Genomic DNA, 26,256 nt, shown 5'->3' with positions numbered 1-26,256 from the left:
GCGCGTCCCGGCGGACCGTCAGGGGAAGTTGACGACGGTCGACGGCACGGTGGACGTACCGGCGGGGATGGTGGACGCTCCGGTGTCGTTGATGACGTGGTTGTAGTGCCCCATGCCGCCGAGGGACACGACCAGGAGGCTGTGGAACCTCACTCCCGGCTTGACGGGTGCCTTGAAGCCGTGGTCCTGGACGATCGTCGGGTCGACGTTGTAGTTGCAGTAGCTGCCGAGGCCCCAGGCCTCGTGGGTGTTCACGGAGTCGTCGACCCGGTAGGCGGCGTACCCCTTCGTGGCGCCGTTCTGGATGGCGGCCTGGTTGGGGGCGTCGTACGCCTTCTCGTTCTGGTAGAAGATCGTGCGGCCGCGCTCGCCGTACCACTCGACGTCGTACTTGTTGAAGTGCTCGACGAACAGACCGGTGGCGAGCACGTCGTCGCCGTTGACGCGGACGCCGTAGTCGGCCCGGTTGGTCTCCCAGCCGACGCCCTCGCCGTGGTCGGCGCGCCACACCCAGGTGTGGTCGATGATCGCGTCGTCGCTGTTCACGACCACGCTGGTGGTGGCCTTGCCCGCGCCGGCGCCACCGACGCGGACGTACACGTCCTGCACGGTGGTGGGGTTGGCGGCGTGGTCGGCGGTGGAGTTCTGCGGTCCGAGCTCCAGCAGGGTCGGCGAGTTGACCGGGCCGGCGTCGATCAGGAAGCCGGCGAGCCGGACGCCGTCGACGTCGGCGACCTTCATCGCCGTGACGCCGTTGTCCGGGATGATCGTGGCGAGGCCGAGGCCGAGCACGACGGTGTTCGCGCGGTTCACGTTGATCGTCTGGTCGACGTGGTAGACGCCCGGGGTGAACAGCAGGTGCAGGCCCTGCGCCAGCGCCTGGTTGATCGTGGCGGCGGTGGCGCCCGGCTTGACCACGTAGAACTGGCTCAGCGGGATGGATTCGCCCTGCGGCGCGCCGTTGGCCCAGGTGGTGCCGCGCGCGTTGACGCGCTTGGCCGGGGCGAAGACCTTGTACTCGTTCCCGTCGAGGTAGAGGTACGGCTTCTCGCGGGAGATCGGCGTCGTGTCGAGCGTGGTGTAGCGGGGCTCCGGGAAGGAAGTGGCCGGAGCGCCCTCGACGCCCGAGAAGACCTGGTTCCACACGCTGTTGGACCAGCCGCCGACGGAGCTGTCCCGGGTGTACCACTGCTGCTGCGAGTAGTTGCCGATCTGCCCGTCGACCTTGGAGTCGGCGATGTAGCCGCCGCTGGCCCAGCCGTAGCCGTTCGGCGCGAGGTTGAGCCCGCCCTTGACGTGCATGCGGCGGAAGGAGGAGGCCTGCGAGACGGCCCACCGGTCGGTGCCGTTCACCGGGTTGAGGGTCAGGCCCTCCGCGCCGCGCCAGAAGTTCTGGGTGGCGTTGCCGTTGAACCAGCCCGCGTCGACGGTCACGTCACCGTTGATGGTGGTGTCTCCGGGGCGCAGACCGAGGCCGGCGATCTGGGTGTAGAAGCCGATCTGCGCGTTGAGCCCGTTGTACGTGCCGGGCTTGAAGAGGAAGGCGTGCCGGCCGCTGCCGAACTGGGCCGACTCCTGCTCCTGGAAGACCTGGTCCAGCTTGGCCTGGATGCCCGGGGTCGACGGGTCGAAGACGTGCACGTTGGGGCCGAGGTCACCGCCGCCCGGGAGGGTCGGTCCGGTGCCGCCGGAGCTGCCGTAGACCTGGAACTCCCAGAGGGAGAAGCCGTATCCGGTGGCGCGGGTGACCCCCTTCATGCGGATGTACCGGCCGGTGCCGGAGAGCGTGACGTCGTCGGTGCCTCCGTCGCCCCCGGTGACCGAGGTGACGGTCCGCCAGTCGGTGCCGTTCTCGGAGGCCTGGATGTCGTAGCTCCTGCCGTAGGCGGCCTCCCAGGTGAGGACGGCGTGGCTGAGCGTGGCGCTGCTGCCGAGGTCGACCTGGATCCACTGGGCGTCCTGCCAGGAGCTGGCCCAGCGGGTTCCGGTGAGGTCGCCGTCGAAGGCGGCACCGGCGGAGAAGGCGGCCCCTTCCGTGGAGGAGGCGGTGGCCGGCCTGCCCTGCGAGAGCAGGGTGGGAGCGGCCTGTGCCGACGTGGCGGGGGCCAGGGCGAGCAGGCCGCCGGCCAGGGAGGTGACAAGTGCGCCGACGGCGGCCCGGCGGACGCGTGAGGCGGGTCGCCGGAAGACCGGCGGGGACCCGACGGAAGACATGGGGTCTCCTCTGGATACAGGGGGGAAACGTGGGAGAGCGCTCTCCCGAAACCTTGCCCGCAGGGCGAGTTGACGGTCAAGGCGTACGACACGCCTTTTCTTTTGGCTTTCATTAAGTGTCGACTCTGGGGGGGTGCGGCCCGCCCGCGGACCGTCCTCCCACCGGACACACGGCACCGTTAAGGTGCGTGAGTGGGGAATCGAGCACCGACTCTGGAAGACGTCGCACGTGAGGCGGGGGTGTCCCGCGCGACGGTGTCCCGCGTCGTCAACGGCGTGCGCAACGTGGCTCCCGACATCCAGCGGAGCGTGCGCGACGCCATCGCCCGCATCGGCTACACGCCCAACCAGGCCGCCCGCTCCCTGGTGACGCGCCGCACCGGGACGGTCGCCCTCGTGCTCTCCGCCACGGGCAGGTCCTTCACCGCCCGGGTGTTCTCCGACCCGTTCTTCGGCCGGGTGGTGGACGGCGTCCTGCCGGTCCTGCGCCGGCGCGGCATCCAGCCCGTGCTGCTGGTCGCCGAGTCGGAACAGGCCAGGACCCGACTCGTCGAGTACCTCGGACAGGGCGGCGCCGACGGCGCCCTCGTCGTCCCGCTCGACGAGCACGACCCGCTCCCGGCGATGCTGACGGCGGCGGGCCTGCCCACGGTGCTGTTCGGCCGTCCCCGCGAGGGGGACGGATGCGGCTTCGTCGACCTCGACAACACCGCGGGTGCGCGTCTCGCGGCCGAGCACCTGTGGGCCACCGGCCGCCGTCGCCCCGCCACCATCGCCGCACCGGCCACCGCCCCCACGGCGGACGCGCGCCTGGACGGATTCAGGGACGCCCTCGCGGCACGAGGGATCACATCGGTCCCCGTCGTCCGGGGCCGGTTCACGGTGGACAGCGGCAGACGCGCCATGGCGAAGCTCCTGAAGGACCACCCGGGCACCGACGCCGTGTTCGCCGCCAACGACCTGATGGCCCAGGGCGCCTGCCAGTACCTGCGCGAACAGGGTGTGGCCGTCCCCGGCGCGGTGGCCGTCGTGGGCTTCGACGACTCGGTGGCCGCGCGGAAGGCACGTCCGCAGCTGACCACCGTGCGCCAGCCGGTGGAGCGGATGGCGGCCGCGATGGCCGGACTCCTGGTCGAGCAGCTCGACGGAACCCGGTCCGAGCCGGGCGCGAAGGTGTTCGAGCCGGTGCTCGTCGTGCGCGCGTCCACCTGAGCCGTACGACGGTGGCCGGGGCCCGGCGGACGCCGGAAGGCCGCCCCGGTCGTGGCGGGGCGGCCTTCCGGAGCTTCGCGAAGGGCTCCCCGTCAGCCCGCGGTCGTCTCCCGGTGGGCGCGGACGATGTCCGCGTACCGGCGTCCGCTCGTCTTCACGGTCCTGCGCTGGGTCGCGTAGTCGACGTGGACGAGCCCGAAGCGCTTGTCGTAGCCGTAGGCCCATTCGAAGTTGTCGAGCAGGGACCAGGCGTAGTACCCGGCGAGCGGCACGCCCTTGCGCAGGGCGCGGGCGCAGGCCGCGAGGTGCTCCTCCAGGTAGCGGGTGCGCTCCGGGTCGTGGACCTCGCCGTCGGGGCCCACCGCGTCGGGGAAGGCGGAGCCGTTCTCGGTGACGTACAGCTTCCGGACGCCGTAGTCGTCGGTGAGCCGCAGCAGGAAGGCCTCCAGGCCGCCCGCGTCGACCTGCCAGTCCATGCCGGTGCGGGGGACGTCGGGGAGGCGCACCTCGCGGGCGTACGGGGCGGGGCCTTCGGGGTCGTCGGCGACGGTGACGGGGAAGTAGTAGTTGAGGCCGTGCCAGTCGAGCGGCGCGGCGATGACCTCCAGGTCGCCCGGACGTTCCGGGAGTTCGACCCCGTACAGCTCGCGCATGTCGGCGGGGAAGCCCCGGCCGTAGACCGGGTCGAGCCACCAGCGGTTGCTGTGGCCGTCCGCTCGGGCGGCGGCGGCGACGTCCTCGGGCCGGCTGGAGGCGGGTGTGACGGTGGAGTGGTTGGTGACCAGGCCGATCCGGGCCCCGGGGGCGGCGGCGCGGATGGCCTCGGTGGCCAGGCCGTGGCCGAGCAGGAGGTGGTACGAGGCGCGGACCGCGGCGGTGAGGTCGGTGAGGCCCGGCGCCATCCGTCCTTCGAGGTGGCCGATCCAGCCCGAGCAGAGCGGTTCGTTGAGCGTGGCCCACTGGGTGACCCGGTCGCCGAGGCGCTCCGCGACGACGGAGGCGTACGAGGCGAGGTGTTCGGCGGTGGCGCGCTCGGTCCAGCCGCCGTGGCTGTCCCGCACCCGGTCCTGGAGCGCCTGCGGCAGGTCCCAGTGGTAGAGGGTGACGGAGGGGGTGATGCCGGCGTCGAGGAGTCCGTCGACGAGCCGGTCGTAGAAGTCGAGTCCGGCCGTGTTGACGGGGCCGTCGCCGCCGGGCAGGACGCGCGGCCAGGCGACGGACAGCCGGTAGGCGTCGGTGCCGAGTCCCTTCATCAGGGCGATGTCCTCGGGCCAGCGGTGGTAGTGGTCGCAGGCGGTGTCGCCGTGGTCGCCGTTGTCGACGGCGCCGGGGACGCGCGAGAAGGTGTCCCAGATGGAGGGGGCGCGGCCGTCCTCGGCGACGGCGCCCTCGATCTGGTAGGCGGAGGTCGCGGTGCCCCAGGCGAAGTCCGGCGGGAAGGCCTCCAGGTCGAGCGTGGTGCGGGAGTCGGTGGATTCGGGCACGGGGAACCTCTTCGTGATGGGTGTGGAGAGGGGCGTCACTTGACCGCGCCTGCCGTGAGGCCGGCGACGAGGTAGCGCTGGAGGAGCAGGAAGCCGACGACGACGGGGACGCTCACCACCAGGGAGGCGGCCATCACCTGGTTCCAGTAGACGTCGTTCTGGGTGGCGTATCCCTGGAGACCGACGGCGAGGGTGCGGGTGGTGTCGTTCGTCATGACGGAGGCGAAGAGGACCTCGCCCCAGGCGGTCATGAAGGCGTAGACGGCGACGGCGATGATGCCGGGGGACGCGGCCGGGACGATGACGCGGAACAGCGCGCTGATCGGTCCGCAGCCGTCGACCTTGGCCGCCTCGTCGAGTTCGCGCGGGATCGAGTCGAAGTAGCCGGTCAGCATCCAGATGGAGAACGGCAGCGAGAAGGTCAGATAGGTGAGGATCAGGCCTTCGCGGGAGCCGAAGAGGGCGATGCCGGTGGCATTGCCGATGTTGACGTAGATGAGGAAGAGCGGCAGCAGGAAGAGGATGCCGGGGAACATCTGCGTGGACAGCACCGTCACGGTGAAGACCCGCTTGCCGCGGAAGCTGTAGCGGCTGACGGCGTACGCGGCGAAGATCGCGACGGCCACGGAGAAGACGGTTGCCGCGCCCGCGACGACGATCGAGTTCACGAAGTAGTCCGCGAGCGGGACGGTCTCCCAGATGTCGACGTACGGACGGAGCGTGAGCCCGGAGGGGATCCACTCGAACGCGCCCGAGACGTCCGCCAGCGGCTTGAGGGAGCTGGACACCATGACGTACACCGGCAGCACCACGAACGTGGTGAGCAGGGTGAGGAAGATCCGCCGCGTCCACAGGAACGAGCGGGGCGCCGCCATGGGGGAGCGCGGTGCCGCGCGCCGGGATGCGTGCTCAGACATCGGAGGTCTTCCTTCCGCGGCTGGTGAGCAGGAGGTAGACGCCCGTGACGACGAGGAGGAACAGCAGCAGCAGGACGGACATGGCCGAGCCGGTGCCGAAGTTCCACGTCTGGAAGGACGACTGGTAGATGTGGAGCGAGATCAGGTCGGCCGCTTCGGGCGCCGCCTTGCCGAAGAGCACGAACGGCGTGTTGAAGTCGTTGAACGTCCACAGGAAGAGGACGAGGACGAGGACCTGGTTGACGGAGCGCAGCGACGGCAGGGTGATGTGCCGGATCTGCTTCCAGACGCCGGCCCCGTCGAGGGCCGCCGCCTCGTACATGTCCCGGGGGATGTTCTGCAGTCCGGCCATGACGGTGAGGAAGGCGAAGGGCCAGCCCTTCCACACGGAGACGACGAGCAGGGCCCAGAAGCTGTTGTCCCCGATGAGCCAGAAGGCGGGGCTGTCGCCGATGCCGAGCTGGTCGTGCAGGACGTGGTTGATCAGGCCGTTGTCGCGCTGGAACATGAACGCCCAGGTGATGACGGCGGCGTAGACCGGCAGGGCGTACGGGACGAGGAACAGCGTCCGGAGGAAGCCGCGGCCCCGGAAGTTCTCCTGGAGGAAGATCGCGGCTGCCGTCCCCAGGAGCCAGCACAGCCCCACGGACGCGAGGGTGAAGACGCACGTCGTCACGAAGGACTTGAGGAGGGCCTGGCCGACGGGGGCGTCGAAGTCGATCGCGACGGTGTAGTTGTCCAGGCCCGACCAGGGGGCCTCCGACCAGTTCCGGATGTAGAACTGGGTGAGCTCCCGGAAGCTCATGGTGATGCCCATGAGCATCGGGACGAGGTGGACGAGCAGTTCGAGGAGCAGGGCGGGCAGGAGCAGCAGGTACGGCAGGGCGATGCGGCGACGCCCGGAGCGGCGCGGTGCGCGTGCCTCTCCGGGTGCGGCCTTGCGCACCGCCCGCTCACTCGGGGGAGTGACGGCGGTCTCGGTCATGGTGGGGCGGCCTACTTCGTGGGCATCTGCTGCTGGGCCTTTTCGAGCTTGGCCTTGACGGACTCCGTGGTGACGGGGCGGCCTGCGGCGGCGTCGGCGAACAGCTCCTTGACCGCGGTGCCGACGACCGTCTCGAACTGCGACTCCTCCGGAACCTGCGGCAGGGCCGCGGCGCTGGAGGCGAGGGTCTCCCGGATGACGGTGAGCGACGGGTCGGCGAAGACGGGGTCCTTCTGGGCGCCCTTCACCGGCGGCACCGAGCCGTAGGCCTTGTTGAGGAGGATCTGCTCCTCGTCGCTGGTCATGAACTTCACGAACTTCAGCGCGCCGTCGAGGTTCTTGGTGTTCTTGAAGACGGCCATGTTGATGCCGGCGACCATCGAGTTGGTCTGGGTGCCCTGGCCGGGCTTGCCCGAGGACACCGGGGCGGGCGCGACGCCCCAGTCCTCCGGGGCCATGCCCTGGGAGGCGAACGTCTGCTGCGGCGTCTGCCACAGCACCATGCCGGTCTTGCCCTTGGCGAAGTCGCTGAGGGACTGGTTCTGGGCGTACTCGGCGTTGCCGGGGGCCACGATCTTCTGCGCGGCCATCAGGTCGACGTACTGCTTGACGGCGGCGACGGCCCCGTCGGAGGTGAAGTCCGGCTTGCCGTCGGCGGTGAAGAAGTCCGCGCCGTGCTGCTTCCCGAGCACGAAGACCTGGTGGATGTTGTTGGACAGGTTGGAGCCCTCGACGCCGATGCCCGACTTGCCGTCCTCGCCGAGCTTCTTGCCGGCCGCGATCACCTCGTCCCAGGTGGTCGGCGGCTTCGCTATGCCGGCGTCCTTGAACAGCTGCTTGTTGTAGTAGAGCGCGTAGGCCATCGAGTACAGCGGGACGGCGGCCGGCTCCTTGCCGGGGACGCCGGTGGAGCCGAGCGCGGAGTCGACGAAGCGGTCCTTGCCGCCGATGGCGTCGAGGTTCTTCGCGTCCCAGGGCAGCAGGGCGCCGGTGGACTGGAGGGAGGCGCTCCAGGTGTTCCCGATGTTGAGGACGTCGGGGCCCTGGCCGGAGGTGGTGGCGGTGAGGATCCGGTTGAGCAGGTCGGACCAGGGGACCACCTCCAGCTTGACCTTGATCCCGGTCTCCTTCTCGAACTGGTCGAGTTCGGGCTGCAGGACCTTCTTGTCGACCTCGATGCTTGAGCCCTGGTTGGAGGCCCAGTAGGTGAGGGTCTTCGGTGACGACCCGCTTCCGTCACCGCCCCCGCAGGCGGTGACGCCGAAGGCGAGGGAGAGCGTGACGGCACCGGTGACAGCGGCTCTGATTCTGCGCATGACTCCTGGGCCCTTTCGGGGACGAGGGGAGTGCCGATGCGGTGAGCGTCAGGAGACCTCGCCGTGACACCGGCTTAATTTAGGATGTGAGTTAAACCCCATGAGAAGGTCGCGTCAAGGCTTGTACTGCGGGTATGTTGCAAGGAACGACTACGGAGACGGGGACCAACGTGCACGCGAGAACTGGCCGCACGGTGCGTGACCTGCGGCGCGAGAACCGCACCGCCGTGCTGCGCCGGCTGTACTTCGACGGCCCGATGAGCCGCCTCATGCTCGGCCCCGCGACCGGCCTCAGCTCCGGATCGGTCAGCAACGTGGTCGCGGAGCTCGTGGCGGAGGGCCTGGTGGAGGAGGCGGGCAGCGTCGACTCGGCCGGCGGACGCCCCCGTACGCTGCTGCGGATCACCCCCGCCAGCGGCTTCATGATCGGCGTCGACATCGGGGAGACCCGGGTCAGGATCGAGCTGTTCGACCTCACCCTCACCGAACTCGCCCGCACCGAACGCGCGTTGGCCAGCTCCGGCCCCCGTACCGCCCGCTACGACGTCGACCTCGTCGTCGGCCACCTCCGCGAGGGCATCGCCGAAGTGCTGCGTACGGCGGACGTGCCCGCCGACCGCCTCATCGGCGTCGGGATCGGCGTCCCCGGCATCGTCGCCCGCGATCCCGGGAGCGGGGCGGTCGTGCACGGCCAGACCGTCGGCTGGGACGCCGTCCCCTTCGAACGCCTCCTCCGTGCGGCCGTCGACCTGCCCGAGGACGTCCCCTACCGGATCGACAACGGCGCCAAGACCCTCGGCCAGGCCGAGATGTGGTTCGGCGCGGGCCGGGGTGCGCGCAGCGCCGTGGTCGTGCTCTTCGGCTCGGGCGTCGGCGCGTGCGTGGTGACGGACCCGATGGGGCCCGGACGCGCCCTCGAATGGGGCCATCTGACGGTCCGGGTCAGGGGACGCCGCTGCCGCTGCGGCGCGCAGGGCTGTCTGGAGGCGTACGCGGGAGCCGAGGCGCTCCTGGACCGCTGGCGCGAGGCCGGCGGAGAGCCGCCGACGGGCACGGACGAGGAGACGGCCCTCACCGCGATGCTCGCGGCGGCGTACCCGACGGAGCCGGGAGCGGAACCCGACGGCACGGCACTCGCCGTGCTCGCGGAGACCGCCGAGTACCTGGGCGCCGGCTTCGCCGACCTCATCAACCTATTCCAGCCCGAGCGCATCCTCGTCGGCGGCTGGGCGGGCCTCCAGCTCGGCACCCGCTTCCTGGAGACGGTGTCCGGCCACGCCCGGGAGTACGCCCTCCGGTACCCGGCCAGCCGCACCGGCATCGGCCTCGGCACCCTCGGACCCGAGGCCGTCACCGTCGGGGCCGCCCTGCTGCCGCTGGTCGACTTCTTCGCCCAGGGCGGCCGTCGCCCCGAGACCAAGCCCGCGGTCCCGGCCCCCGCCTGGCAGTCGGCCCTCCAGGACAGGGTCTCGTCCTGAACGGAACTCACCCCGCCTCGGGGGTGTCGAGAACGGCCCGCCGGTTCCGTCCCGGGTATACCGGTGGCCTCGAAGGGCCGCGCAACGCAGAGGGAGAACCATCGTGACGCTTCGGCGCATGGACAACGTCGGGATCGTCGTCGAGGACCTGGACGCCGCTGTCGCCTTCTTCACCGAGCTGGGCATGGAGGTCGAGGCCAAGGCGGAGATCGAGGGCCTCTTCGCGGATCAGACCGTCGGGCTCGACGGGGTCCGCAGTGACATCGCGATGATGCGGACCCCGGACGGCCACGGCAAGCTGGAACTCGCGCAGTACCACGCCCCCGCGGCGGTCGGCGACGCCTCGCACGACGCGCCGCCGAACACACTGGGCCTGCACCGCGTCATGTTCGCCGTCGACGACATCGACGACACCATCGCCCGTCTGCGCCGCCACGGTGCCGAACTGCTCGGCGAGGTGGCGCAGTACGAGAACATCTACCGCCTCTGCTACCTCCGCGGCCCCTCGGGCATCATCCTCGCCCTGGCCGAACAGATCGGCTGAGATCCCCTCAGCCCGGGTAGACGATCGATCCCAGCGGAGGACAGGGGAGGAGCAGCGCTCCGGCGCCGCGGCGCTCGACGAAGGCACGGGCCTCGGCGGCACGCAGGCGCCGGTCGTCCAGCTCGTCGGCGTGCCAGGCGTCGCGCCGCGCCTGGGGGTGGTCCCACGTGTCGTCGATGAGGCTGAGGCTGGTGTTCCCGGCGCTGCGCTCGAACTCCGCCTTCATGACCGCCTGGTGGAGCGCGGTCTGGGTCGCGGCGAGATCGATGCGCGTGATGAGGACGCCGCGCGTATGCGGCTCACGGGTCGGCATCGGCGCCAGCGGAAGCGGGGACACCCCGGTGTCGAGCCGGCCGATGTTGTCGACACTCGCCTGCTGGACCTCCCCGGCCAGGATGTGCATCTCCTGGTGCAGCCAGTGGACCTCGTCGAGGTCGGCCTGGGTGATGCGCATCCGCGCGTACAGGGCGCGGAAGCGGGGATCGCGGTGCAGCGGACGCATGGGCGGACTGTGCAGCGTGAGGCAGTCGTTGTAGCCGGCCGTCACCGCGGCGTCGAGATGGTGAACGGCCTGCTCCTCCTGCCCCTGCACGCAGGCCAGCACCCCCAGTACGGCATGACCCGCCGCACCGAGCCACGCGCCGTCGGACCCGAGCGACGTGGAGCGCGCGATGACATCGTGCAGCCCGGAGGTGTCCCTCGTGGTGGGCCCATGGGTCAGGATGCCGACCAGCAGCTCGTGAACGCGCGAGGCCAGCGAGTTGACGGTGTCGACCATGGATCTCCTCGGACGGGGGAGTGAAGGAGTGACGGAGGGAGTGTGAACCGACTCCCGTGCACAGGACGGCCGGACGAGGGGAACGGTTCCTTCCCCTCGTCCGACCGTCGGTCCGTCTCGTCGGTCTGTCCCGTGGGCCCGTCCCGCCCGTTCCTTCTCGCCGGTTCCTCCCGTCGCTTCCGTCTCGCTCAGCCGGCGGCGGCCCCCGTGCGGCGGGCCATCGCGGCCTTCGCGTACAGCAGGTGGGCGATGGCCTCGGCCGTCAGGATCAGGACCACCAGCCAGGGAGCGAGCACGTCCGCACCGAGGACCACGAGCAGGGGGATCACCACCCCCGGCACCGCCCAGGTCGCGACCTCGCGCAGGGGCCGGCCGAAGCGCAGGCCGATCAGGGCGTGTGCCGCGTGGTAGACGGCGAGCCCGCCGGCGAGCGCCCATACCGTGCCCGGGGCGAGGTGGTCGTGGGCGGACTCGTCCACGGCCGTGGCCAGCCCCGCGGCCATGGAGATCACGGCGGCGGTGACGAAGAAGTGCAGGAAGCCGCCGACGTCCCGGGCGAGGAGGTACGCCTCACGGGCGCTCGCGCTGCCGAGGACCCGCTCCGCCGCCGTCGACGCGAAGTCGAAGTACGACCACCACAGCGCGGCCAGCAGGATGAACCCGAGAAGCGCCACGAACCCGGCCCGGGCGGTCCAGGTGTGGTCCGTGGAGGTGATGAGGCCGAGAACCGATTCGCCGAGCACGATGATCACGAACAGCCCGACCCGCTCGACCAGGTGCCCGGTGTGGACCCGCCGGGGGACGCCTTGCCCCCGCGCGGTGAGCAGCAGGGCCATCTCCGCCACCAGCAGTCCCGCCCAGACGGCGTACCGCCACGGCGCCGGAACCGCCGCCGACGCCGCCCAGAGCACCGCGGACAGCAGGCAGTAGGTCAGCGGCCGCCAGCGCGGGACCCTGTTCGGCGCGGGGTAGCGCGTGGCGGGCCACCACAGGGCCAGCAGGACCAGGCGCGTCCCCGCGTAGCCGAGCGCGTAGGCGGGCCCCCGGTCCCCGTCGGCCTCCGGGACCGCCGCGGCCATCACGGCGAGGCAGAACATGGCGGCGAGCATGGCGAGGCGACGCCGGGCGCTGTCGTCCTGGAAAAGGTTGGCGGAGACGGTGAGGTTGGCCCACATCCACCAGGGCGGGAAGTAGAGCCCCAGGAACACGCCGAACTCACGCCAGCCGGGATCGCCGTGCAAGCCGTGCGAGAGCTGGGCGACGAACGCGACGAACACCAGGTCGAAGAAGAGCTCCAGCCATCCGGCGTGCCGGGGCTCGGCCTCGCCCTCGGACGGGCCCGAGGGCGAAGGCGGCGGCGACGCGGCCGCAGGGTACGGAGTGCTCATCAGGCCATCCGGGTGAGGAACCGACCGGACACGGACTGCCTGCATGAGACCACGAAACGGCCTCCGGTCACGAAGGAATCGCCGTCAGCGGGGTCCATCCGTGGAGAGACGGCGAGACGGCGAGACGGTGGTGCGGTGCGGTACGACGGGCCGGAGTGCCCCGGATCCCTACGTGGGCGGTCGGAGAACGCTGCGGGGACCCGCGCAGCGGGCGCCTTCCGCTTCCACCCGTCGGCGCAGCTCGCGGTCGGCGGTGACCACCAGGCACGGTCGGCCCTTCGCCTGCCGGGCCAGCTCGGCGATCAGGTCGTCACCGCTGCCGGGCGCCTCCTCGACCCGTACGCCGGGCACGGAGGCGACGCCCCGTGCGGCGCCCTCGACGACCAGGACGATCTCGTACGGGCCCGGATGCAGGCCGTCGCTCGGTCCGCCGGTCGCGGCGAGCCGGTCACGCAGCCGCTCGGCGGCCCCGCGCCGGTCGCGCCACCAGCCGTCGGGCACCGACCCCACGACGTTGGCGCCGTCGACCACCAGCAGGGGAGGGAGGGAAGGGTCCGCGGGATGCACGGCCTCATGATGCCAAAGAAGCAGGAGGGGTACGGGCGTCAGGGCGGGTGCGCGGCCGACCCACCCAGCCGACGTCGTGGTCGGACCGCGCGTCACCCACCACCAGCAGCCGCTCGTCCGGCTGCCACAGCGCCAGGTGCCCGGGAGTGTGACCAGGGGTGCGGACGACCTCCCAGTCGGTGTCGCCCTGGTCCAGGCACTCGGCCGCGCAACAGCCGGCGTCCCGGCGCGAGACCGCCTCGGTACGTGTTCCTCAGCCGCCGGTCAGCCGTTCCACCAACAGGAGGACGCCGATGACGATCATCATGGCGCCGCTGATGCGGGTGACGAGCCGGGCGGCCGAGGGCCGGGTGCTCAGGACCGTGCGCGCCAGAACGCCGACACCGAGGTAGACGACGGCGCACGCGGTCAGATGCATCGTGCTGAGCACGCCGGTCTGCGCGGCGACCGGCCATCCGTCGGCCGTGTCGATGAACTGCGGGAAGAGGGAGAAGTACAGCAGGAGCGCCTTGGGGTTCAGACCGCTGGTCCCGGCCCCCCTGAGGATGACCCGTGCCCGGGAGGTGTCCGTGCTCTCGCCTGCGGCCGCCGGGACGACCGGCTGCCGCAGAACGCCCCAGCCCAGCCACAGCAGGTATCCGGCACCCGCCACGGTCAGCGCCGTGAGCGCGGTCGGGGAGCTCGCGACGATCACCGCGAGACCCGCGACGGCCACCAGCGCATAGGCCATGTGGCCGGCGATCAAGCCCGTGACGGCCGGAACGACCGAGCGGCCCCGCAGACCGGCGGAGATCGCGTAGGCCCAGTCCGCGCCCGGGGTGAACACCAGCAGCAGGTCCACCACCAGGAAGGCCGCCAGTGTCGTCGTGTCCATCGATCGTTCCCTCTCACATGTCTTGCTCTGGAGGGAAGGCTAGGTCGGAATTGCCCGAAAGTGTTTGCGTCTTTACCCCATGATCGCGCGCAGTAGGGAAGAATCTTCTCCATGGACGCCCTGGACCGGAAGATTCTTACCGAGCTGCAGCTCGACGGCCGCCTGACCATCACCGAGCTGGCCGCCCGCGTGCGGCTCAGCGTCTCGCCCTGCCACCGGCGCCTGCGCGATCTCGAACGGGAGGGGGCGATCCGCGGGTACCGGGCCGTCGTCGACCCGGCCGCCGTCGGCCTGAACTTCGAGGCGCTGGTCTTCGCCACCCTGCGCTGGGAGGACGCCGACACCGTCACGGCCTTCGAGGAGGCCGTGACCGCCGAGCCCCACGTACTCCAGGCGCAGCGCCTCTTCGGTGAACCCGACTACCTCCTGCGCGTCGCGACCGCCGACCTGACCGCGTTCCAGGAGCTGTACGACCAGCGGCTCGCCCGACTGCCCGGGGTCCAGCGCCTGACCTCCACGCTGGTCATGAAGAACGTCATCGACGACCGCCCCCTGCCCGAGGACTAGGGGGTGTTTCGAAAGTCCCGCACAGCACCCGCGGCGCCCGGCGCGCCCCCTCGCCGCACCGGCCAAAGACCCAAGTAGCTCCGCTACGAGGGCCTTCGTCCGGCACGCCGAGGGCACCGCACAGGACTTTCGAAACACCCCCTAGGGGGCGGCGTGCCCGTGGAGTGCTTCGGCACGTTCTCTGTGGGTAGCGGCACCCATAGTTCACGTGGGAGGTGACAGCGATGGCTGCTGGGAAGAAGGCCAAGAACATGGGCAAGACCGCCAAGGGCAAGACGAAGGAGGTCACGGGCAAGGCCGTCGGCAACGAGAGCCTGGAGGCGAAGGGCAGGGCCGAGCAGGCGCTCGGCGACGCGAAGCAGGCCGCCCAGAAGGCGAAGGACGCGCTCAAGCACTGACCGGCGGCAGCCGGGAGGGCCGACAGCAAAAGCTGTCGGCCCTCCCGGCTGCCGTCCTCCTCAGCGACGGCGCCCCGCGGGACGTGGCTCCTCGTCCTCATCGGCCTCGGCGTCGTCTGCGTCCTCGTCCTCGTCCTCGTCCTCGTACGCGTCGTACTCCTCCTCTTCCTCTTCGCCGGGTTCCTCCTCCTGGTCCTCACCCTCCTCGAAGTCCTCGTACTCCTCGTCCTCGTCCGGTTCCTCGCCCCGGTCCTCGCCCTCGCCTTCCTCTTCGAGGGCCTCCTCGTGCGTGCGGACGACTTCCCCGTCCTCGATCTGCCCGCGCCAGCCGTCCGGTTCCTCGTTGGACAGGGAGACGTAGCGGTCGAAGTGCTTCAGGTCCAGGCGCATCCGCCGTCCCTGGGCCCGCCAGAGGTTGCCGGTCTTCTCGAAGAGCCCGGAGGGGTAGTACTCCACGACCAGAAGGATCCTGGTGAGGGACGGCGCCAGCTCGTGGAAGCTCACGCATCCGCGTGTGGTCCCCTTGGCCCCCTCCGAGGTCCAGACGATCCTGTCGTCCGGGATCTGCTCCTGGACGGTGGCCTTCCAGCTGCGGGTGGACGGGCCGACCTTGACCTTCCAGTCGCTGGTCGTGTCATCACCCTGGGAGACGCTCCGCACACCCTTGGCGAAGCCGCTGAAGTTCTCGTACTGCGTCCAGTGGTCGTAAGCGGTGCGCAACGGCACGCCCACGTCGATCGACTCGACGATGTTCATGGACTTGCCGCCGCCCTTGCGGTTCTTCTTCTTGCCGCCGAGCAGCCCGGAGCCCACGTCCTTGACCTTGTCCTTGAGTCCGCCGAACGTCTGGCCGAGCACGGCCTTCACGGGGGAGTCGCCCTGGAGCAGGCGGCCGCCGAGGTCCCCGAGCCGCCCGCCGTTCTCGGCGACGTCATTGAGGCCGTCGGTCAGATCGCCCAGCTTGTCCACGGCCTTGTCCGCGAGGTGATAAGCCTGACTGGCCAGATACGCGGAGGCCTCTTCCATCAGCCGGTCGAAGCCGGACTGGCCGTCGTCGGCCGCACGATTCGTGGCCATGGTTCACCTCCGGGCAGTGGACTTGCGGCCGGCCGTCTTGGCGCCGGTGCTCTTCTTGGCCGCCGGTTTGGAGGCGGACGCACGCGTGCTCTTCTTGGCCGGCGCGGTCTTCTTGGCGGCCGGCCTCGACGCGGTCTTCTTGGCGGGGGTGCTGCGCTTCGTCCCGCTCGTGGAGCGCTTGGCCGTCGTGCCGGCGCTCGTCCTCCGCGTCGAACTCCTCGTTCCGGCGGTCGAGGCCTTCTTGGCGGGAGCGGCCTTCTTCGCCGGAGCCGCCTTCTTGGCCGGCGCGGCCTTCTTGGCGGGGGCCGCCTTCTTCGCCGGAGCTGCCTTCTTGGCCGGAGACGTGCGGGCCGAGGTGCGACGCGGGGCCGCCTTGGACGAGGAGGCGGAACCGGACCGGCGGGCCGTCCGGCGTCGAGCCGGCGGTTCTTCCTCTTCCTCTGCCTCCTCCTCTTCCTCGTCCGGCTCCTCCTCGGCTGCGGGCTCTTCGGGGCCGAGTTCGTCCTCCTCCTCGGGCTCTTCCTCCTCTTCCTCCGCCTCGTCCTCGTAGGGCTCCTCGGCTTCGTCGTACTCCTCGTCCTCGTCCTCGTCGTCCTCGCCGCCCCGTTCCAGGGCGAGAGTCCGTTCGCGCAGGGAGTCGGCGAGGCCGGCCATCCGGCGGTTCGCGGTGGCCACGAGGGCCTTGCGCCCGGCGTCGAGGGCCTCCCCCTTGATCTGCTCGCCGAGTTCCTCCACCTGCGGCATCTCGCTCAGCTTCTTGAGGCCCTGCGTCGCGAGTTCTCGCGGGTCGAGGCCGAGACGGCGGCCCGCGACGTACGTGATCAGGGAGAAGGCCAGACGCCCCTTCTTCGCCCGCCCCAGTACGTAGCCCCCGGCGACTGCGGCCGCCAAGGCGATCTTGGTCGTGTCCTCCATGAGCTTCTTCCCTTCACCTGGTGCCCGGGCCACCGCCGCCGCGACTCCGCGCCACGGCGGACGCAGGGGTACGGACGACGGGACGGCACCGCTCGCGCTCTTACTACGGGGACTGCTCCGACCGGTGCCAGATATGCATGGAATGTTCCGTTAGTAGAAATCCGATGTTTTTCACGGTGTTTGTCGCGGACGAGGGTGGGCAGGCGTACGGATCAGTTCGCGAGGGGAGCAGGCGCATGGCCTCAGCAGAGCCGGGCCGCAGCCGACGTCCTCCGCCGGAGGAAGGGCAGGACCGAGAGGTGACCGCCCGAAAGGCCGTGGCTCGAAAGAAGACCGCACGCAAGGCACCCGCGCGACGGAAGGTCACCGGTGCGGCGGCGGCGATGCGGGCCGCGGTGGAACAGCTCGCGGAGCTGCTGGGACGTGTTCCCGAGTCGGTGTCGTCCGTCCGGCCGATCGAGGACGGATGGGAGGCCCAGGTCGAGGTCCTCGAACTGGAACGGATCCCGGACACCACCAGCATCCTCGCCAGCTACAAGGTCACCGTGGACGCGGAGGGTGAGCTGATCTCGTACGAGCGCACCCGGCGGTACAGCCGGGGCATGATCGACCGGCCGACCTGACCGGGCCGGCCCCGTGAAGGGAAGCGGCCATGACCGTGGTGCCGCAGAGCGGAAGCAACCTCAGCAGGAGTGCCGGCGGAGGCACGAGCAGTCTCTACGACGTCCTGGAGCTGATCCTGGACCGCGGCCTGGTGATCGACGTGTTCGTGCGGGTCTCCCTGGTCGGCATCGAGATCCTGAAGATCGACGCACGGATCGTCGTCGCCAGTGTCGACACCTACCTCCGCTTCGCGGAGGCCTGCAACCGGCTCGACCTGGAAGCCGGCAGGAAGGCTCCCGCCCAGTTGACCGACGTCGTCGGCGACGCCGTCGAGAGCGGCGCGCGCGGCAAGTCCAAAGGTGCCATCGGCGGTGTCATGGACGCGGTGACGCAGTCCCTCACCGGCACCTCCGACGACGAGGAGGAACAGGAAGAGCCCGAGGAAGAGGCGGAAGAGGAAGAGGCTCCCCGGCGGCGTCGGCCCGCCCGGCGCACGGCCCGCCGCGAGAGGGAGTAGACGATGCCTCTCTACGTGTACTCCATCACCGCGGCCACGCACCCGTGCCGACTGGACGGACTCACGGGAGTCGGCACCGATCCCGCGCCGGTGCGCGCCATCACGGCGGGGCGGCTGCGAGCGGTCGTGTCGGACGTCGACGAGGAGATCCGGCCCAAACGCCGGGACCTGACCGCTCACCAGGAAGTGCAGGACCGGCTCATCGCGGACGGAACGGTCCTCCCCCTCCAGTTCGGCTACACCGCGCCCGACGACCGAGCGGTGTCCGAGGTGCTCCTGGAGCACGCGGACGGCTATCTGGCGGCGCTGGAACGGTTGCGGAACTGCGCCGAGCACCACGTGAAGGCCTCGCAGGACGAAGAGGCCCTCCTGCGGGAGATCCTGGGCGGATCCGACCGGGCGCGGCAGCTCAACGAGCGGATCAAGGCCGGCGACGCCGATCCCCGGTTGCCGCTGGAACTGGGGGAGCTGGTCGCCGCCGAGGTGGGGGAGCGACAGGAACGCCTGGCCGCCGGCCTGGTCGAGTCGCTCGTCGCCCTCGCGGAGGACCACAGCGTCCGCGCTCCGTCCGACGGAGACATCCTCAACATCTCCCTTCTCGTCCACGACGACAACAAGGACGCCTTCCTGCGGGCGGAGACCCGCCTGGCGGATCAGACGGAGCGCGTCCGGTTCCGCTTCAACGGGCCGCTGCCCCCCTACAGCTTCGTGTAGGCGCCGAGGAAGAAGAGCCATGGGAATGCTCACCAAGCTGCTGACCGCACCGCTGCTGCCCGTGCGGCTCGTGACCTGGGCGGCGCAGCGGGCCCTGGACCAGGCGAACGAGGAGTACTACGACCCCGCCCCCGTGTACGCCGCCCTCGCCGAGCTCGAACGCGCACTGCGGGACGGCGAGATCGACCAGGCCGGCTTCGACCGCCAGGAGGACGAACTCCTCGACCGACTCGACGAGATCGCACGATTCCGGCAGAACCAGCCGTGACCCAGGAGGTCGGGCACCGTGACTGACCCGCTCGCCCACCGGATCGCCCCGGTGCCGTCCAGGGCGACCCCGATGTCGTATCCGCCGTCCTCGTCGGCCAGCCTGGCCGACATCCTCGAACGCGTCCTGGACAAGGGCATCGTGATCGCCGGGGACATCCGGATCAACCTGCTCGACATCGAGCTGCTGACCATCAAACTGCGGATCCTGATCGCGTCGGTCGACAAGGCCAAGGAGATGGGCATCGACTGGTGGGAGCACGACCCCTCGCTGTCCTCCCGTCACAGCGGCGGTCAGCTGGCGGAGGAGAACCGCCGCCTGCGCGCCGAGCTGGACGCCCTGCGCGACCGGCTGGAGCCGGCCCCCGGCGACCGCGCGGCAGAAGGCCCGGAGCCACCCGAAGCGGTTCGGCCCCAGGCCACCGAGAAGGGGAGGCGCGCACCGTGAACGGCGAACCCACCCTCACCTACGTCTACGCCGTGGCGGCTCCCGCCCCGCGGCTGGGCGAGTCACTCGCGGGTCTGCGCGGCGTGGGGGACGCCCCGGTCACGCTCCTCGACGCCCAGGGCACGCTCCTCGACCCGCAGGGCGCCGAGACCCCCGGCCCGGTGTTCGTCATCAGCCGGGTCCCCGCCGGCCCATGGCGGGAGGAGGCCCTCAGATCCCGGTTCGAGGACCTCGCCTGGCTGGAGAGCACCGCGCGGGCCCATCACGACGTCATCCAGGCCCTCACCGAGCAGACCGTCGTCCTGCCCCTCCGGCTGGCCACTCTCTACCAGGACAGCGCACGCGCCCTGGCAGCCCTGCGCGAGCAGCAGGACGTCTTCTCGGCCCGGTTGGCGCTGCTGGCCCGCCACGCCGAGTACGGAGTCAAGGTCTATGTCGCGGCCGCCGAACCCGACACGGCCGGCGACGTCCGCTCCACCACCGCGCACGACACCGTGCCGGAGGACGCTCCGAGTCCCGGGAAGGCCTACCTCCACGCACGCCGGGCCCAGCACCACGCCCGGGAGGACCGCTACCGGCAAGCCCGACAGGCCGCGGACCGCATCGCCGCCACCGCGGCCCTCCATGCCACCCACACCGTCCGCCATCCCACGCAGACCGGTCCGCTCACCCGGGGCGAGTCCGGGGAGAACGTCCTCAACGACGCCTATCTCGTCCCGGACGAGGAGGCGGAGGCCTTCCGCACCGCGCTCGAACGGGCCGGCCGGGGCCTGCCCGGGATCCGCGTCGAGGTCACCGGACCCTGGGCGCCCTACTCCTTCGCCATGCCCCCGACGCAGGCGGCCGACACGACCGGCCGCCCCGGTGCACGATCATGACCCCCGCCGGACGATCCGAACCCCTGCCCGGCAGGCAGGTCGCCCTCGTCGATCTCCTCGACCGCCTCCTGGCCGGAGGCGTCGTCATCACGGGCGACATCGTGCTGTCGATCGCCGACATCGACCTCGTACGCATCTCCCTGCGGGCCCTCATCACCTCCGTCACGAACGAGGACGTCCCCTTCGCCCTCCGGAGCCGGCCATGACGCCGGAGCCCACGGGCCGATCGCGGCCTCCCGACCCGGACGCCGTCGGTGCCCCCCTCGCACACGCCTTCCGGCTCCTCCAGGCACCTCCGGCCGCGCCCGGCGAGACCGGGCCCCCGGCCCACCGCGTCCGCACCGATCCCGACGCCGTCGGCGAGGACCTGCTCAAGCTCGTCCTCACCCTCGTCGAACTCCTGCGGCAGCTGATCGAACGCCAGGCGCTGCGCCGCGTCGACGCGGGTGACCTCAGCGACGAACAGGAGGAGGAACTCGGAGCCACCCTCCTGGCCCTCCACGACCGCATGACCGACCTGTGCGCCGAGCACGGCTACGCCCTCGACGACCTCAACCTGGACCTGGGTCCTCTGGGAACCCTGCTCCCACCCGCCGGCTGACGGGCGGCCGGCGGGTGGGAGCGGGTGCGCCGAGGCGTCACCTGTGCCGTGCGAACAGGCGGTAGACGGCGAGGAGGATGAGCGACCCGACGATGGCGGCGACCCAGGTGGAGAGTTCGAAGAATCCGTCGACGGAGTCGACGTCGAAGATGACCTTGCCGAGCCATCCGCCGAGCAGGGCGCCGGCGATGCCGATGAGTGTGGTGATGATGATCCCGCCCGGGTCCTTTCCGGGCATCAACATCTTGGCGATGATGCCCGCGAGCAGCCCGAGGAGGATCCAAGCGAGAATTCCCATGATTCCTTCTGTTGTGTGAAGTGACGTGTGTGATGGGTGTGACGGGTGGGCGCTGACGGCCCCCGGCGTCTTCGGCTCTCCGGCCGGATCAGGAAAGCGTGTCCTTCCCCTTCTCCTTCAGCCGCCGGGCCTTGCCGCGCATCTGCAGCGCGCCGCCCTTGGCCGCGATCTTCTCGTTGCCCAGGGCGTGCGCGGACTTCCTGATGGCGCTGCCGGCCACCTCTTCCATCTGCCCCTTGGTCTTCTCCCAGGTGCTCATCTCTCGTCCTTCCCCGGGTCCTGCCGCGCGCCGGCTCACACCCTGCGCCGCACCGGCGCGGGGAGCATGCCGTGCAGGGCCCTTCGCAGCGTCATCCGTACGCCCCAGGCCATCAGGCCGAGCTCCCATCTGGTCAGGCGCACCAGGCTCCGGCGGACGACCGCCCGGGGTGTCCACCGGGACAGAACTCTGTGTCTCCTGTGACCGTGGCGGCCCAAGCCGAGTCTCACGGGAATCCCCTCGCGATCGCATGCGCCGGGCACTCGTACCTCGAAAGCCACGGGTGACCGGGGGAACCGGATCACCCGTGGCTTCCACCTTCTCGATGTGCGTGTGCGCAGTTGCTTCGACTTTAAACATCGAGGGAGTGCGTGGTGCTCAGCCTTCACCCCGCGTGTGCGTTGTGCTCGCGTACCGCGATCCGTGACAGTTTCGTCAGCATCATGCCGTTGCGGACCGCGACGACGTAGTCCACGGGGAGTCCGTGCATCCGGGTACCGGGACCGCGGAGCGGATGCCAGTCCAGGATGAACAGGGTGTTGTCGCCCCAGGGGATCAGGTTCATGGCGATGCGTGCCGCGCCGAAGGGGTGGGCCCTCGCCTCCAGCTCCAGCCGGTGTCCCGGATCGCAGATGCGGACGACGCACGCGTCGTCGAGGGTGAGGGGGCCCAGGCCGACCCGGACGCGCAGGCGCGCCCCCGCCTGCGGCCAGTGCGCGTCCGCCGCGAGCACCTGTTGGGTGCCGGTCACCCACTCTCCGTAGCGATGGCCATCGGACAACAGGTCCCAGACCTCGGACGGCGAGCTGAGGATCAGACGGCGGTTGCGGGCCACGTCGACCACGCTCCTTGACCAGGTGGGGATGCGGAGTCACAGCGAGTCACAGCCTGGCGGCCGCTCCACGGCGGACCGCGCGTGCGGCCGTCGCCGCGTCCCGCACGGGGCACCTCCTCGGTCGCGGCGCGCCCATCGACAGTATCCGCATCATGCTCCGCGAGCATCCGCAGCGGGATCCGGCGGGTGTCCGGATCCCGCTGGACGGCGCGCGCGGAGCCTCAGTTCCGGGCGTTCAGTTCCGCGACGATCGAGGCCGGTGTGTGACCGCTGCTGTCGGACACCCGATGGAAGTCGACGGAGACGAAGTTCGGGTCGCGGCCGCCGGCCGCGGGGCGGCACCGTCCGGTGATGCGGTCCCGCAGCTTGGTCCCGTTGTCGAGGGCGGCGTTGATGACCGTGGGTACGTTCCGGTGGTGGCTCATGGTGAAGAGCCGGCGGAAACCGGGCTCCTGGCGGTCCAGCGGCACGTCGGACCACCGGCTGACGCACGAGACGTCGTCGCCGAGGTCGCCGAGGCTCCAGAAGTTGCTGACGGTCCAGTCCTTGTCGTACATGACACCGAGGTGCTCACGGCCGGGTGCGTCGCTGAAGATCAGCAGGCGCTTTCCCGAGCCCACGAGTTCGGTCATGCCCGGCCACCCGCGCTGGCGCACGTTCCACGCGTCGGGCCGGAAGAGCAGCTGGTCGAGGCCGCGTACCCGGCCGAGCGAGTCGCCGAGCTGCTGGGCGCTGACGTAGTCCTCCAGGAAGACGGTCACGAACTCCTGGGGGTTCGCCGCGAGGAAGTCCACCACGGTCTGCATGCTGCTCTGGAAGGACTGCCGGGGCAGCGCGTACGTGGCCCCGGCGAAGGTCTTGCAGTCGCCGTGGCAGAGGTAGACGTCGCTCGGGTAGCAGTCGCTGCCGAAGCTGATGACGCAGAGCCAGGTGCTGCGCTCGTACCAGTGGGTGTCCAGGCTGAGGCCTCGTACCCCGTTGTCGAGCTGATGACGCAGCGACTCCGACTGGGAGACCGAACTCCAGCGGGAGTCCTCGTAGTTGGTGAAAGCGTTGTGGGTGCCCAGGAAGGTGACCTCGTCGAGCCGCCGGTCGCCCCAGCGAGCCCGGGCCTGGGCGACGGCCGCGCCGTTCGCGTCCGACGCCACCGCGGACGCGCGGGCGGGGGCGTCGGGCGGCGTCGCGCCGGCCGCGGCCGGGATTCCGGCGAGGCCCAACAGGAGGAGCAGGATCACGGCGACGGGTCCGGCCCGCCGTGCGGAAGCGGTCCGGACCGAGCGCACTCGTGACCGTGGGCCCACGCCGAGGCGGGGCTCCCGAATTGGCATGTCCATGCTCGACATCTACCCGCTCCCACGGGCGGGGCGCAAGAGTCCGTCACCGACCGGGAACCCCGCCCGGTTTGGGAGCGGGACGGCCGGAAAGACGGACAGGGCCACGGCACCGTACCGCCCCCACGACGTCACCCGGTCCGACGCGTGCTCCCGGCCCCGGGGCGCCCGCGCGGCGCCCCGGGCGCTCCCGAGGCCCTCCGTGAGGACCCGTGCCGACGGGACGGAGACGGCTGCGCACCGGACGAGAGGATCAACGATGACCACGTACGTCTACGGCATAGCCCCGGCCGGCCGGACGCTCTCAGGCGACATCGAGGGCGTGGGCGACCCGCCCAGGCCCGTGCGCGCCGTACGCAGCGGCGACCTGGTGGCCCTGTGCAGCGACGCCCCGAACGAACTGGTACCGAAACGCCGCGATCTGCTGGCGCATCTGCACGTCGTGATCGAGGCCGGCAAGGACGGCGCGGTCCTGCCCCTGCGGTTCGGAGGGATCTCCCCCGACGACGAGACCGTCGCCGCGGTCCTGGAGGAGCACCACGACCGCTACCTGGCCCGGCTGGAAGAGCTCGGCGGCAAGGACGAGTTCCACGTGACGGTGCATCACGGCGAGGACGCCGTACGGCAGGTGGTGCTGGCCGACGAACCCCACCTGACGAGCCGGCGTCCGGCCGGCCGCACGGCGGGCGTCGACGGTCACGACACGGCCACCTTCGGCGAGCTGGTCGCCCGGGCCGTGTTCGAACGGGGAAGGTCCGACGCGGCGCTCGTGGAGCGCGTGCTCGCCGCCCACGCGACGGCCGTGGTCCGCGGACCGAGGGCCGTCGGCCGACTGGCCGACCTGTCGTTCCTGGTCGAGCGAGAGCGCCGCCACGAGTTCGAGGAGGCGCTGCGCGGCCTGCACCAGGAGCACACACATCTCCGGACCCAGGCGACCGGACCCCTGCCGCCGTACAGCTTCGTCGACACGGAGTGACCGCGTGCGCCCCGCGCGAGGACGCTCCGACGGAGCGGGCGAGCCCTCGGCACGTTTCACGCGGGGCTTCGCGGCCAGACGATGAAGAGAACCGTTCGACCACCGGAGCGAAGGAGTGGGCTGACATGTCGAAGATTTCACACCTCCCCGGGCGGGCGGAGCACGAGTGGGCCTGGGAGAGGGCGGCCGCGTGCCGCGGCCTGGGCACCGAGGTGTTCTTCCACCCGGAGGGCGAGCGCGGCGAGAGCCGGGTGAACCGCGAGCGGGCCGCCAAGGCGGTGTGCGACCAATGCCCCGTGCGGGCCCAGTGCCTGCGGCACGCCGTCAGCGTGTCCGAGCCGTACGGAGTCTGGGGCGGCCGCACGGTGAGCGAGCGTCAGCCGTCCCCGGAGACCGGGGCGACCGCGGCATAACCGGGAAGGAGACGCGAGACGGAGAGAAGGGCAGTCATGTCGACCCAGAACGCACTACTCGTCCTCGCGGCGGCGGTCGCCGTCCTCGTGGCGGCCGGTTTCCTGGTCCGAGCCCTCTCGGGCACGGACAGAAGCGCGAGCCCCCTCGCACGGCGCTTCGGCGCCGAGTACGACCGCACGCTCGCCTGGCACGGCGGCGACACCGAGTCGGCGCACCGTGATCTGCGCGAGCGGCTCGACACGTACGGGTGCATCCGCGCCCTGCCACTGGAACCGGCGGTCCGCGAGCGATGCGCCGCCCAGTGGACCCTCCTCCAGGAGCGCTTCGTCGACGCGCCGCAGCAAGCCGTCGCCGAAGCCGACGAACTCCTCGCGCGGGTCGCGGCGACCGAGGGCTTCCCCGACGCGGACCACCGCGAAATGCAGCTCGCCGCCCTGTCCGTCCACCATCCGAGCCATGTCGGGGGCCTGCGCGCGCTCCGGCGTGCGAGGGACTCCTCGACGGCCTCCACCGAGGAGCTGAGGGAGGCACTGATCGAGTCGCGTGCGCTGTTCGACGCGCTGATGGAGACCGGGAGTCCGACCGGCGTCCGCGCCGTCCGACCCGGCCCGGGGCGAGGCCGTGGGCACCTGCTGGGACCGAAGGGAAGTGGAGCGTGATGGCAGGCGAGAACCGGAACGAGGAGCCGTCGGGGGAGCACGACGGAGGCGCGCGGCGGCGGCCCGCACGCCCGGGCGCGGACAGTGCCGCAGGGGACCGGAGGCCTGCCGGCGACGCGGGTGCGCCCGTGTCCGTGCCCGCTCAGCGGACCGGCCCTTCCCCGGCACCACTGTCCGAGGCGAGCCCACCCGTCCCCCCGCCGCCCGCCCGGCCGCCGGTGACGCCCCCTCAGGCGCCGCCGTCCGCCGTTCCGTCCGATGACCCCAGTGCCACGGGCCGGAGCGGTGGGAGCCGCAGCGAGGCTCCCTCCGTACCCCCCGTCGCGCCGCGCGGACGGGACACGACGGGCGGGGCGGACGACGCGCGTGACCCCGGGTACGGCCCCCTCGAAGGCGCCCTGTCCGGCGGCCGGAGCGGCGAGCCCGCCACGGACGGAGCGGGCGTCGACGGACGGCTGCTCGACGAAGCCGAGCGCGACCGTCTCGGGCAGCGCCTGCACCAGGTGCTCGCGACGTTCGTCGACGCGCCCTGCGCCTCGGTCGCCGAGGCGGACGAGGTCCTCGCCGAGGTGGAGCGGCACCTCATCGCGTCGCTGCGGGACCGCCGGACCGCTCTGCGGGCGGGATGGCGGCCGAACGGCGACCCGGACGGACAGACCCCCGACACCGAGCAGCTCCGGCTCGCCCTGCGGACCTACCGCGAGGTGACGGAGCGGCTGCTCAGAGCATGAGCCCGCACCAC

General features: G+C 71.1%; 33 protein-coding genes. 17 read left to right on the top strand and 16 right to left on the bottom strand.

Features of this window, described 5'->3' with window-relative positions; translation table 11 throughout:
- Positions 1–18 precede the first annotated feature (18 nt).
- Entirely contained in the window at positions 19–2,214 is a 2,196-nt protein-coding gene (locus ABTY59_RS24430; RefSeq protein WP_352021137.1) for a pectate lyase-like domain-containing protein, read from the bottom strand.
- Positions 2,215–2,406: 192 nt separating this feature from the next.
- On the opposite strand from ABTY59_RS24430, the gene ABTY59_RS24425 reads away from it, so the two are divergent.
- Entirely contained in the window at positions 2,407–3,426 is a 1,020-nt protein-coding gene (locus ABTY59_RS24425) for a LacI family DNA-binding transcriptional regulator (RefSeq protein ID WP_352021136.1), read from the top strand.
- Positions 3,427–3,518: 92 nt separating this feature from the next.
- Here the strand turns inward: ABTY59_RS24425 and ABTY59_RS24420 are convergent, their stop codons facing one another.
- The 4 genes from ABTY59_RS24420 to ABTY59_RS24405 are packed head-to-tail and all read right to left on the bottom strand — an operon-like array spanning position 3,519 to position 8,128.
- On the bottom strand, positions 3,519–4,910 hold the full coding sequence (locus ABTY59_RS24420; RefSeq protein WP_352021135.1) for a GH1 family beta-glucosidase: 1,392 nt from the start codon (positions 4,908–4,910) through the stop codon (positions 3,519–3,521).
- A 35-nt stretch (positions 4,911–4,945) separates the two neighbouring features.
- Positions 4,946–5,785, bottom strand: a complete 840-nt coding sequence (locus ABTY59_RS24415) for a carbohydrate ABC transporter permease (protein WP_352021167.1) — start codon at positions 5,783–5,785, stop codon at positions 4,946–4,948.
- Positions 5,786–5,819: 34 nt separating this feature from the next.
- Positions 5,820–6,812 (bottom strand): carbohydrate ABC transporter permease, encoded by a 993-nt coding sequence (locus ABTY59_RS24410; RefSeq protein WP_352021134.1) that lies wholly within the window; start codon positions 6,810–6,812, stop codon positions 5,820–5,822.
- An 11-nt stretch (positions 6,813–6,823) separates the two neighbouring features.
- Positions 6,824–8,128 carry an extracellular solute-binding protein gene (locus ABTY59_RS24405; protein WP_352021133.1) on the bottom strand — a complete coding sequence of 435 codons (1,305 nt, stop codon included), beginning with the start codon at positions 8,126–8,128 and terminating at the stop codon, positions 6,824–6,826.
- 170 nt (positions 8,129–8,298) lie between these two features.
- Here ABTY59_RS24405 and ABTY59_RS24400 point away from each other — a divergent pair, with 170 nt between their 5' ends.
- Positions 8,299–9,606: an ROK family transcriptional regulator gene (locus tag ABTY59_RS24400; protein ID WP_352021132.1), complete on the top strand. Its 1,308-nt coding sequence runs from the start codon at positions 8,299–8,301 to the stop codon at positions 9,604–9,606.
- Positions 9,607–9,709: 103 nt separating this feature from the next.
- Positions 9,710–10,150, top strand: coding sequence for a VOC family protein (locus ABTY59_RS24395; RefSeq protein ID WP_352021131.1), 441 nt, complete (start codon positions 9,710–9,712; stop codon positions 10,148–10,150).
- A gap of 7 nt (positions 10,151–10,157) precedes the next feature.
- Here ABTY59_RS24395 and ABTY59_RS24390 read toward each other — a convergent pair whose 3' ends face one another.
- The 5 genes from ABTY59_RS24390 to ABTY59_RS24370 form a co-directional block, all read right to left on the bottom strand.
- Positions 10,158–10,928, bottom strand: coding sequence for a hypothetical protein (locus ABTY59_RS24390; RefSeq protein WP_352021130.1), 771 nt, complete (start codon positions 10,926–10,928; stop codon positions 10,158–10,160).
- 188 nt (positions 10,929–11,116) lie between these two features.
- Positions 11,117–12,316, bottom strand: coding sequence for a low temperature requirement protein A (locus tag ABTY59_RS24385; RefSeq protein ID WP_352021129.1), 1,200 nt, complete (start codon positions 12,314–12,316; stop codon positions 11,117–11,119).
- Between the two features lie 168 nt (positions 12,317–12,484).
- Positions 12,485–12,883: a PIN domain-containing protein gene (locus ABTY59_RS24380; RefSeq protein ID WP_352021128.1), complete on the bottom strand. Its 399-nt coding sequence runs from the start codon at positions 12,881–12,883 to the stop codon at positions 12,485–12,487.
- Between the two features lie 4 nt (positions 12,884–12,887).
- Positions 12,888–13,079 carry an MBL fold metallo-hydrolase gene (locus ABTY59_RS24375; RefSeq protein WP_352021166.1) on the bottom strand — a complete coding sequence of 64 codons (192 nt, stop codon included), beginning with the start codon at positions 13,077–13,079 and terminating at the stop codon, positions 12,888–12,890.
- A 57-nt stretch (positions 13,080–13,136) separates the two neighbouring features.
- Positions 13,137–13,757, bottom strand: a complete 621-nt coding sequence (locus tag ABTY59_RS24370) for a LysE family translocator (protein ID WP_352021127.1) — start codon at positions 13,755–13,757, stop codon at positions 13,137–13,139.
- A gap of 111 nt (positions 13,758–13,868) precedes the next feature.
- Here ABTY59_RS24370 and ABTY59_RS24365 point away from each other — a divergent pair, with 111 nt between their 5' ends.
- Both ABTY59_RS24365 and ABTY59_RS24360 read left to right on the top strand, forming a co-directional pair.
- Entirely contained in the window at positions 13,869–14,324 is a 456-nt protein-coding gene (locus ABTY59_RS24365; protein ID WP_352021126.1) for an Lrp/AsnC family transcriptional regulator, read from the top strand.
- 224 nt (positions 14,325–14,548) lie between these two features.
- Positions 14,549–14,722, top strand: coding sequence for a CsbD family protein (locus tag ABTY59_RS24360; protein ID WP_352021125.1), 174 nt, complete (start codon positions 14,549–14,551; stop codon positions 14,720–14,722).
- 60 nt (positions 14,723–14,782) lie between these two features.
- Here the strand turns inward: ABTY59_RS24360 and ABTY59_RS24355 are convergent, their stop codons facing one another.
- Both ABTY59_RS24355 and ABTY59_RS24350 read right to left on the bottom strand, forming a co-directional pair.
- Positions 14,783–15,799 carry an SRPBCC family protein gene (locus ABTY59_RS24355; protein WP_352021124.1) on the bottom strand — a complete coding sequence of 339 codons (1,017 nt, stop codon included), beginning with the start codon at positions 15,797–15,799 and terminating at the stop codon, positions 14,783–14,785.
- Positions 15,800–15,802: 3 nt separating this feature from the next.
- Positions 15,803–16,714, bottom strand: coding sequence for a histone protein (locus tag ABTY59_RS24350; protein ID WP_352021123.1), 912 nt, complete (start codon positions 16,712–16,714; stop codon positions 15,803–15,805).
- Positions 16,715–16,950: 236 nt separating this feature from the next.
- Between ABTY59_RS24350 and ABTY59_RS24345 the strand changes: the two genes are divergently transcribed.
- From ABTY59_RS24345 to ABTY59_RS24310, 8 genes are read left to right on the top strand one after another with little or no spacing between them, the layout of a single operon-like run.
- Positions 16,951–17,337 (top strand): gas vesicle protein GvpO, encoded by a 387-nt coding sequence (locus ABTY59_RS24345; protein ID WP_352021122.1) that lies wholly within the window; start codon positions 16,951–16,953, stop codon positions 17,335–17,337.
- Positions 17,338–17,366: 29 nt separating this feature from the next.
- Positions 17,367–17,834, top strand: a complete 468-nt coding sequence (locus tag ABTY59_RS24340; RefSeq protein WP_352021121.1) for a gas vesicle structural protein GvpA — start codon at positions 17,367–17,369, stop codon at positions 17,832–17,834.
- A gap of 3 nt (positions 17,835–17,837) precedes the next feature.
- A complete protein-coding gene (locus ABTY59_RS24335) occupies positions 17,838–18,548 on the top strand; it encodes a GvpL/GvpF family gas vesicle protein (protein ID WP_352021120.1) in 711 nt (236 codons plus the stop codon).
- A 19-nt stretch (positions 18,549–18,567) separates the two neighbouring features.
- Entirely contained in the window at positions 18,568–18,816 is a 249-nt protein-coding gene (locus tag ABTY59_RS24330) for a gas vesicle protein GvpG (protein WP_352021119.1), read from the top strand.
- An 18-nt stretch (positions 18,817–18,834) separates the two neighbouring features.
- On the top strand, positions 18,835–19,263 hold the full coding sequence (locus ABTY59_RS24325; protein WP_502995418.1) for a gas vesicle protein: 429 nt from the start codon (positions 18,835–18,837) through the stop codon (positions 19,261–19,263).
- Complete coding sequence (locus ABTY59_RS24320; RefSeq protein WP_352021118.1) at positions 19,260–20,141, top strand: GvpL/GvpF family gas vesicle protein; 882 nt, start codon at positions 19,260–19,262, stop codon at positions 20,139–20,141. The genes ABTY59_RS24325 and ABTY59_RS24320 overlap by 4 nt, the downstream gene beginning before the upstream one ends.
- Complete coding sequence (locus ABTY59_RS24315) at positions 20,138–20,347, top strand: gas vesicle protein (protein WP_352021117.1); 210 nt, start codon at positions 20,138–20,140, stop codon at positions 20,345–20,347. Before ABTY59_RS24320 ends, ABTY59_RS24315 begins: the two co-directional genes overlap by 4 nt.
- Positions 20,344–20,742 carry a gas vesicle protein K gene (locus ABTY59_RS24310; RefSeq protein ID WP_352021116.1) on the top strand — a complete coding sequence of 133 codons (399 nt, stop codon included), beginning with the start codon at positions 20,344–20,346 and terminating at the stop codon, positions 20,740–20,742. The genes ABTY59_RS24315 and ABTY59_RS24310 overlap by 4 nt, the downstream gene beginning before the upstream one ends.
- 37 nt (positions 20,743–20,779) lie before the next feature.
- On the opposite strand, the gene ABTY59_RS24305 is transcribed toward ABTY59_RS24310, so the two are convergent.
- The 4 genes from ABTY59_RS24305 to ABTY59_RS24290 form a co-directional block, all read right to left on the bottom strand.
- A complete protein-coding gene (locus tag ABTY59_RS24305; protein ID WP_352021115.1) occupies positions 20,780–21,040 on the bottom strand; it encodes a GlsB/YeaQ/YmgE family stress response membrane protein in 261 nt (86 codons plus the stop codon).
- Positions 21,041–21,128: 88 nt separating this feature from the next.
- Positions 21,129–21,299, bottom strand: a complete 171-nt coding sequence (locus tag ABTY59_RS24300) for a hypothetical protein (protein ID WP_352021114.1) — start codon at positions 21,297–21,299, stop codon at positions 21,129–21,131.
- A 385-nt stretch (positions 21,300–21,684) separates the two neighbouring features.
- The gene (locus ABTY59_RS24295) at positions 21,685–22,134 is read right to left on the bottom strand and encodes an SRPBCC family protein (RefSeq protein ID WP_352021113.1); all 450 of its coding nucleotides are present in this window, start codon (positions 22,132–22,134) and stop codon (positions 21,685–21,687) included.
- 221 nt (positions 22,135–22,355) lie between these two features.
- The gene (locus ABTY59_RS24290; RefSeq protein WP_352021112.1) at positions 22,356–23,369 is read right to left on the bottom strand and encodes a PI-PLC domain-containing protein; all 1,014 of its coding nucleotides are present in this window, start codon (positions 23,367–23,369) and stop codon (positions 22,356–22,358) included.
- A gap of 355 nt (positions 23,370–23,724) precedes the next feature.
- On the opposite strand from ABTY59_RS24290, the gene ABTY59_RS24285 reads away from it, so the two are divergent.
- From ABTY59_RS24285 to ABTY59_RS24270, 4 genes are all read left to right on the top strand, one after another.
- Complete coding sequence (locus tag ABTY59_RS24285; protein ID WP_352021111.1) at positions 23,725–24,441, top strand: GvpL/GvpF family gas vesicle protein; 717 nt, start codon at positions 23,725–23,727, stop codon at positions 24,439–24,441.
- Positions 24,442–24,566: 125 nt separating this feature from the next.
- Positions 24,567–24,854 (top strand): WhiB family transcriptional regulator, encoded by a 288-nt coding sequence (locus ABTY59_RS24280; protein ID WP_352021110.1) that lies wholly within the window; start codon positions 24,567–24,569, stop codon positions 24,852–24,854.
- 36 nt (positions 24,855–24,890) lie between these two features.
- Positions 24,891–25,514, top strand: coding sequence for a hypothetical protein (locus ABTY59_RS24275; protein WP_352021109.1), 624 nt, complete (start codon positions 24,891–24,893; stop codon positions 25,512–25,514).
- A gap of 218 nt (positions 25,515–25,732) precedes the next feature.
- Positions 25,733–26,245 carry a hypothetical protein gene (locus tag ABTY59_RS24270; RefSeq protein ID WP_352021108.1) on the top strand — a complete coding sequence of 171 codons (513 nt, stop codon included), beginning with the start codon at positions 25,733–25,735 and terminating at the stop codon, positions 26,243–26,245.
- The last annotated feature ends 11 nt before the right edge of the window (positions 26,246–26,256 follow it).

It is taken from the genome of Streptomyces sp. NPDC096079 (assembly GCF_040303145.1).
GTDB lineage: Bacteria > Actinomycetota > Actinomycetes > Streptomycetales > Streptomycetaceae > Streptomyces.
This window is presented reverse-complemented; position numbering and strand designations above follow the sequence as displayed.

Excerpts from the sequence above, each read along its gene's own strand:
- ABTY59_RS24330 (WP_352021119.1), top strand. The coding sequence starts at position 18,568 with ATGGGAATGCTCACCAAGCTGCTGACCGCACCGCTGCTGCCCGTGCGG.
- ABTY59_RS24350 (WP_352021123.1), bottom strand. The coding sequence starts at position 16,714 with ATGGAGGACACGACCAAGATCGCCTTGGCGGCCGCAGTCGCCGGGGGC.
- ABTY59_RS24385 (WP_352021129.1), bottom strand. The coding sequence starts at position 12,316 with ATGAGCACTCCGTACCCTGCGGCCGCGTCGCCGCCGCCTTCGCCCTCG.
- ABTY59_RS24300 (WP_352021114.1), bottom strand. The coding sequence starts at position 21,299 with ATGAGCACCTGGGAGAAGACCAAGGGGCAGATGGAAGAGGTGGCCGGC.
- ABTY59_RS24360 (WP_352021125.1), top strand. The coding sequence starts at position 14,549 with ATGGCTGCTGGGAAGAAGGCCAAGAACATGGGCAAGACCGCCAAGGGC.
- ABTY59_RS24415 (WP_352021167.1), bottom strand. The coding sequence starts at position 5,785 with ATGGCGGCGCCCCGCTCGTTCCTGTGGACGCGGCGGATCTTCCTCACC.
- ABTY59_RS24370 (WP_352021127.1), bottom strand. The coding sequence starts at position 13,757 with ATGGACACGACGACACTGGCGGCCTTCCTGGTGGTGGACCTGCTGCTG.
- ABTY59_RS24355 (WP_352021124.1), bottom strand. The coding sequence starts at position 15,799 with ATGGCCACGAATCGTGCGGCCGACGACGGCCAGTCCGGCTTCGACCGG.
- ABTY59_RS24340 (WP_352021121.1), top strand. The coding sequence starts at position 17,367 with ATGACCGTGGTGCCGCAGAGCGGAAGCAACCTCAGCAGGAGTGCCGGC.
- ABTY59_RS24345 (WP_352021122.1), top strand. The coding sequence starts at position 16,951 with ATGGCCTCAGCAGAGCCGGGCCGCAGCCGACGTCCTCCGCCGGAGGAA.
- ABTY59_RS24280 (WP_352021110.1), top strand. The coding sequence starts at position 24,567 with ATGTCGAAGATTTCACACCTCCCCGGGCGGGCGGAGCACGAGTGGGCC.
- ABTY59_RS24410 (WP_352021134.1), bottom strand. The coding sequence starts at position 6,812 with ATGACCGAGACCGCCGTCACTCCCCCGAGTGAGCGGGCGGTGCGCAAG.
- ABTY59_RS24365 (WP_352021126.1), top strand. The coding sequence starts at position 13,869 with ATGGACGCCCTGGACCGGAAGATTCTTACCGAGCTGCAGCTCGACGGC.
- ABTY59_RS24275 (WP_352021109.1), top strand. The coding sequence starts at position 24,891 with ATGTCGACCCAGAACGCACTACTCGTCCTCGCGGCGGCGGTCGCCGTC.
- ABTY59_RS24305 (WP_352021115.1), bottom strand. The coding sequence starts at position 21,040 with ATGGGAATTCTCGCTTGGATCCTCCTCGGGCTGCTCGCGGGCATCATC.
- ABTY59_RS24310 (WP_352021116.1), top strand. The coding sequence starts at position 20,344 with ATGACGCCGGAGCCCACGGGCCGATCGCGGCCTCCCGACCCGGACGCC.
- ABTY59_RS24285 (WP_352021111.1), top strand. The coding sequence starts at position 23,725 with ATGACCACGTACGTCTACGGCATAGCCCCGGCCGGCCGGACGCTCTCA.
- ABTY59_RS24390 (WP_352021130.1), bottom strand. The coding sequence starts at position 10,928 with ATGGTCGACACCGTCAACTCGCTGGCCTCGCGCGTTCACGAGCTGCTG.
- ABTY59_RS24315 (WP_352021117.1), top strand. The coding sequence starts at position 20,138 with ATGACCCCCGCCGGACGATCCGAACCCCTGCCCGGCAGGCAGGTCGCC.
- ABTY59_RS24335 (WP_352021120.1), top strand. The coding sequence starts at position 17,838 with ATGCCTCTCTACGTGTACTCCATCACCGCGGCCACGCACCCGTGCCGA.
- ABTY59_RS24405 (WP_352021133.1), bottom strand. The coding sequence starts at position 8,128 with ATGCGCAGAATCAGAGCCGCTGTCACCGGTGCCGTCACGCTCTCCCTC.
- ABTY59_RS24430 (WP_352021137.1), bottom strand. The coding sequence starts at position 2,214 with ATGTCTTCCGTCGGGTCCCCGCCGGTCTTCCGGCGACCCGCCTCACGC.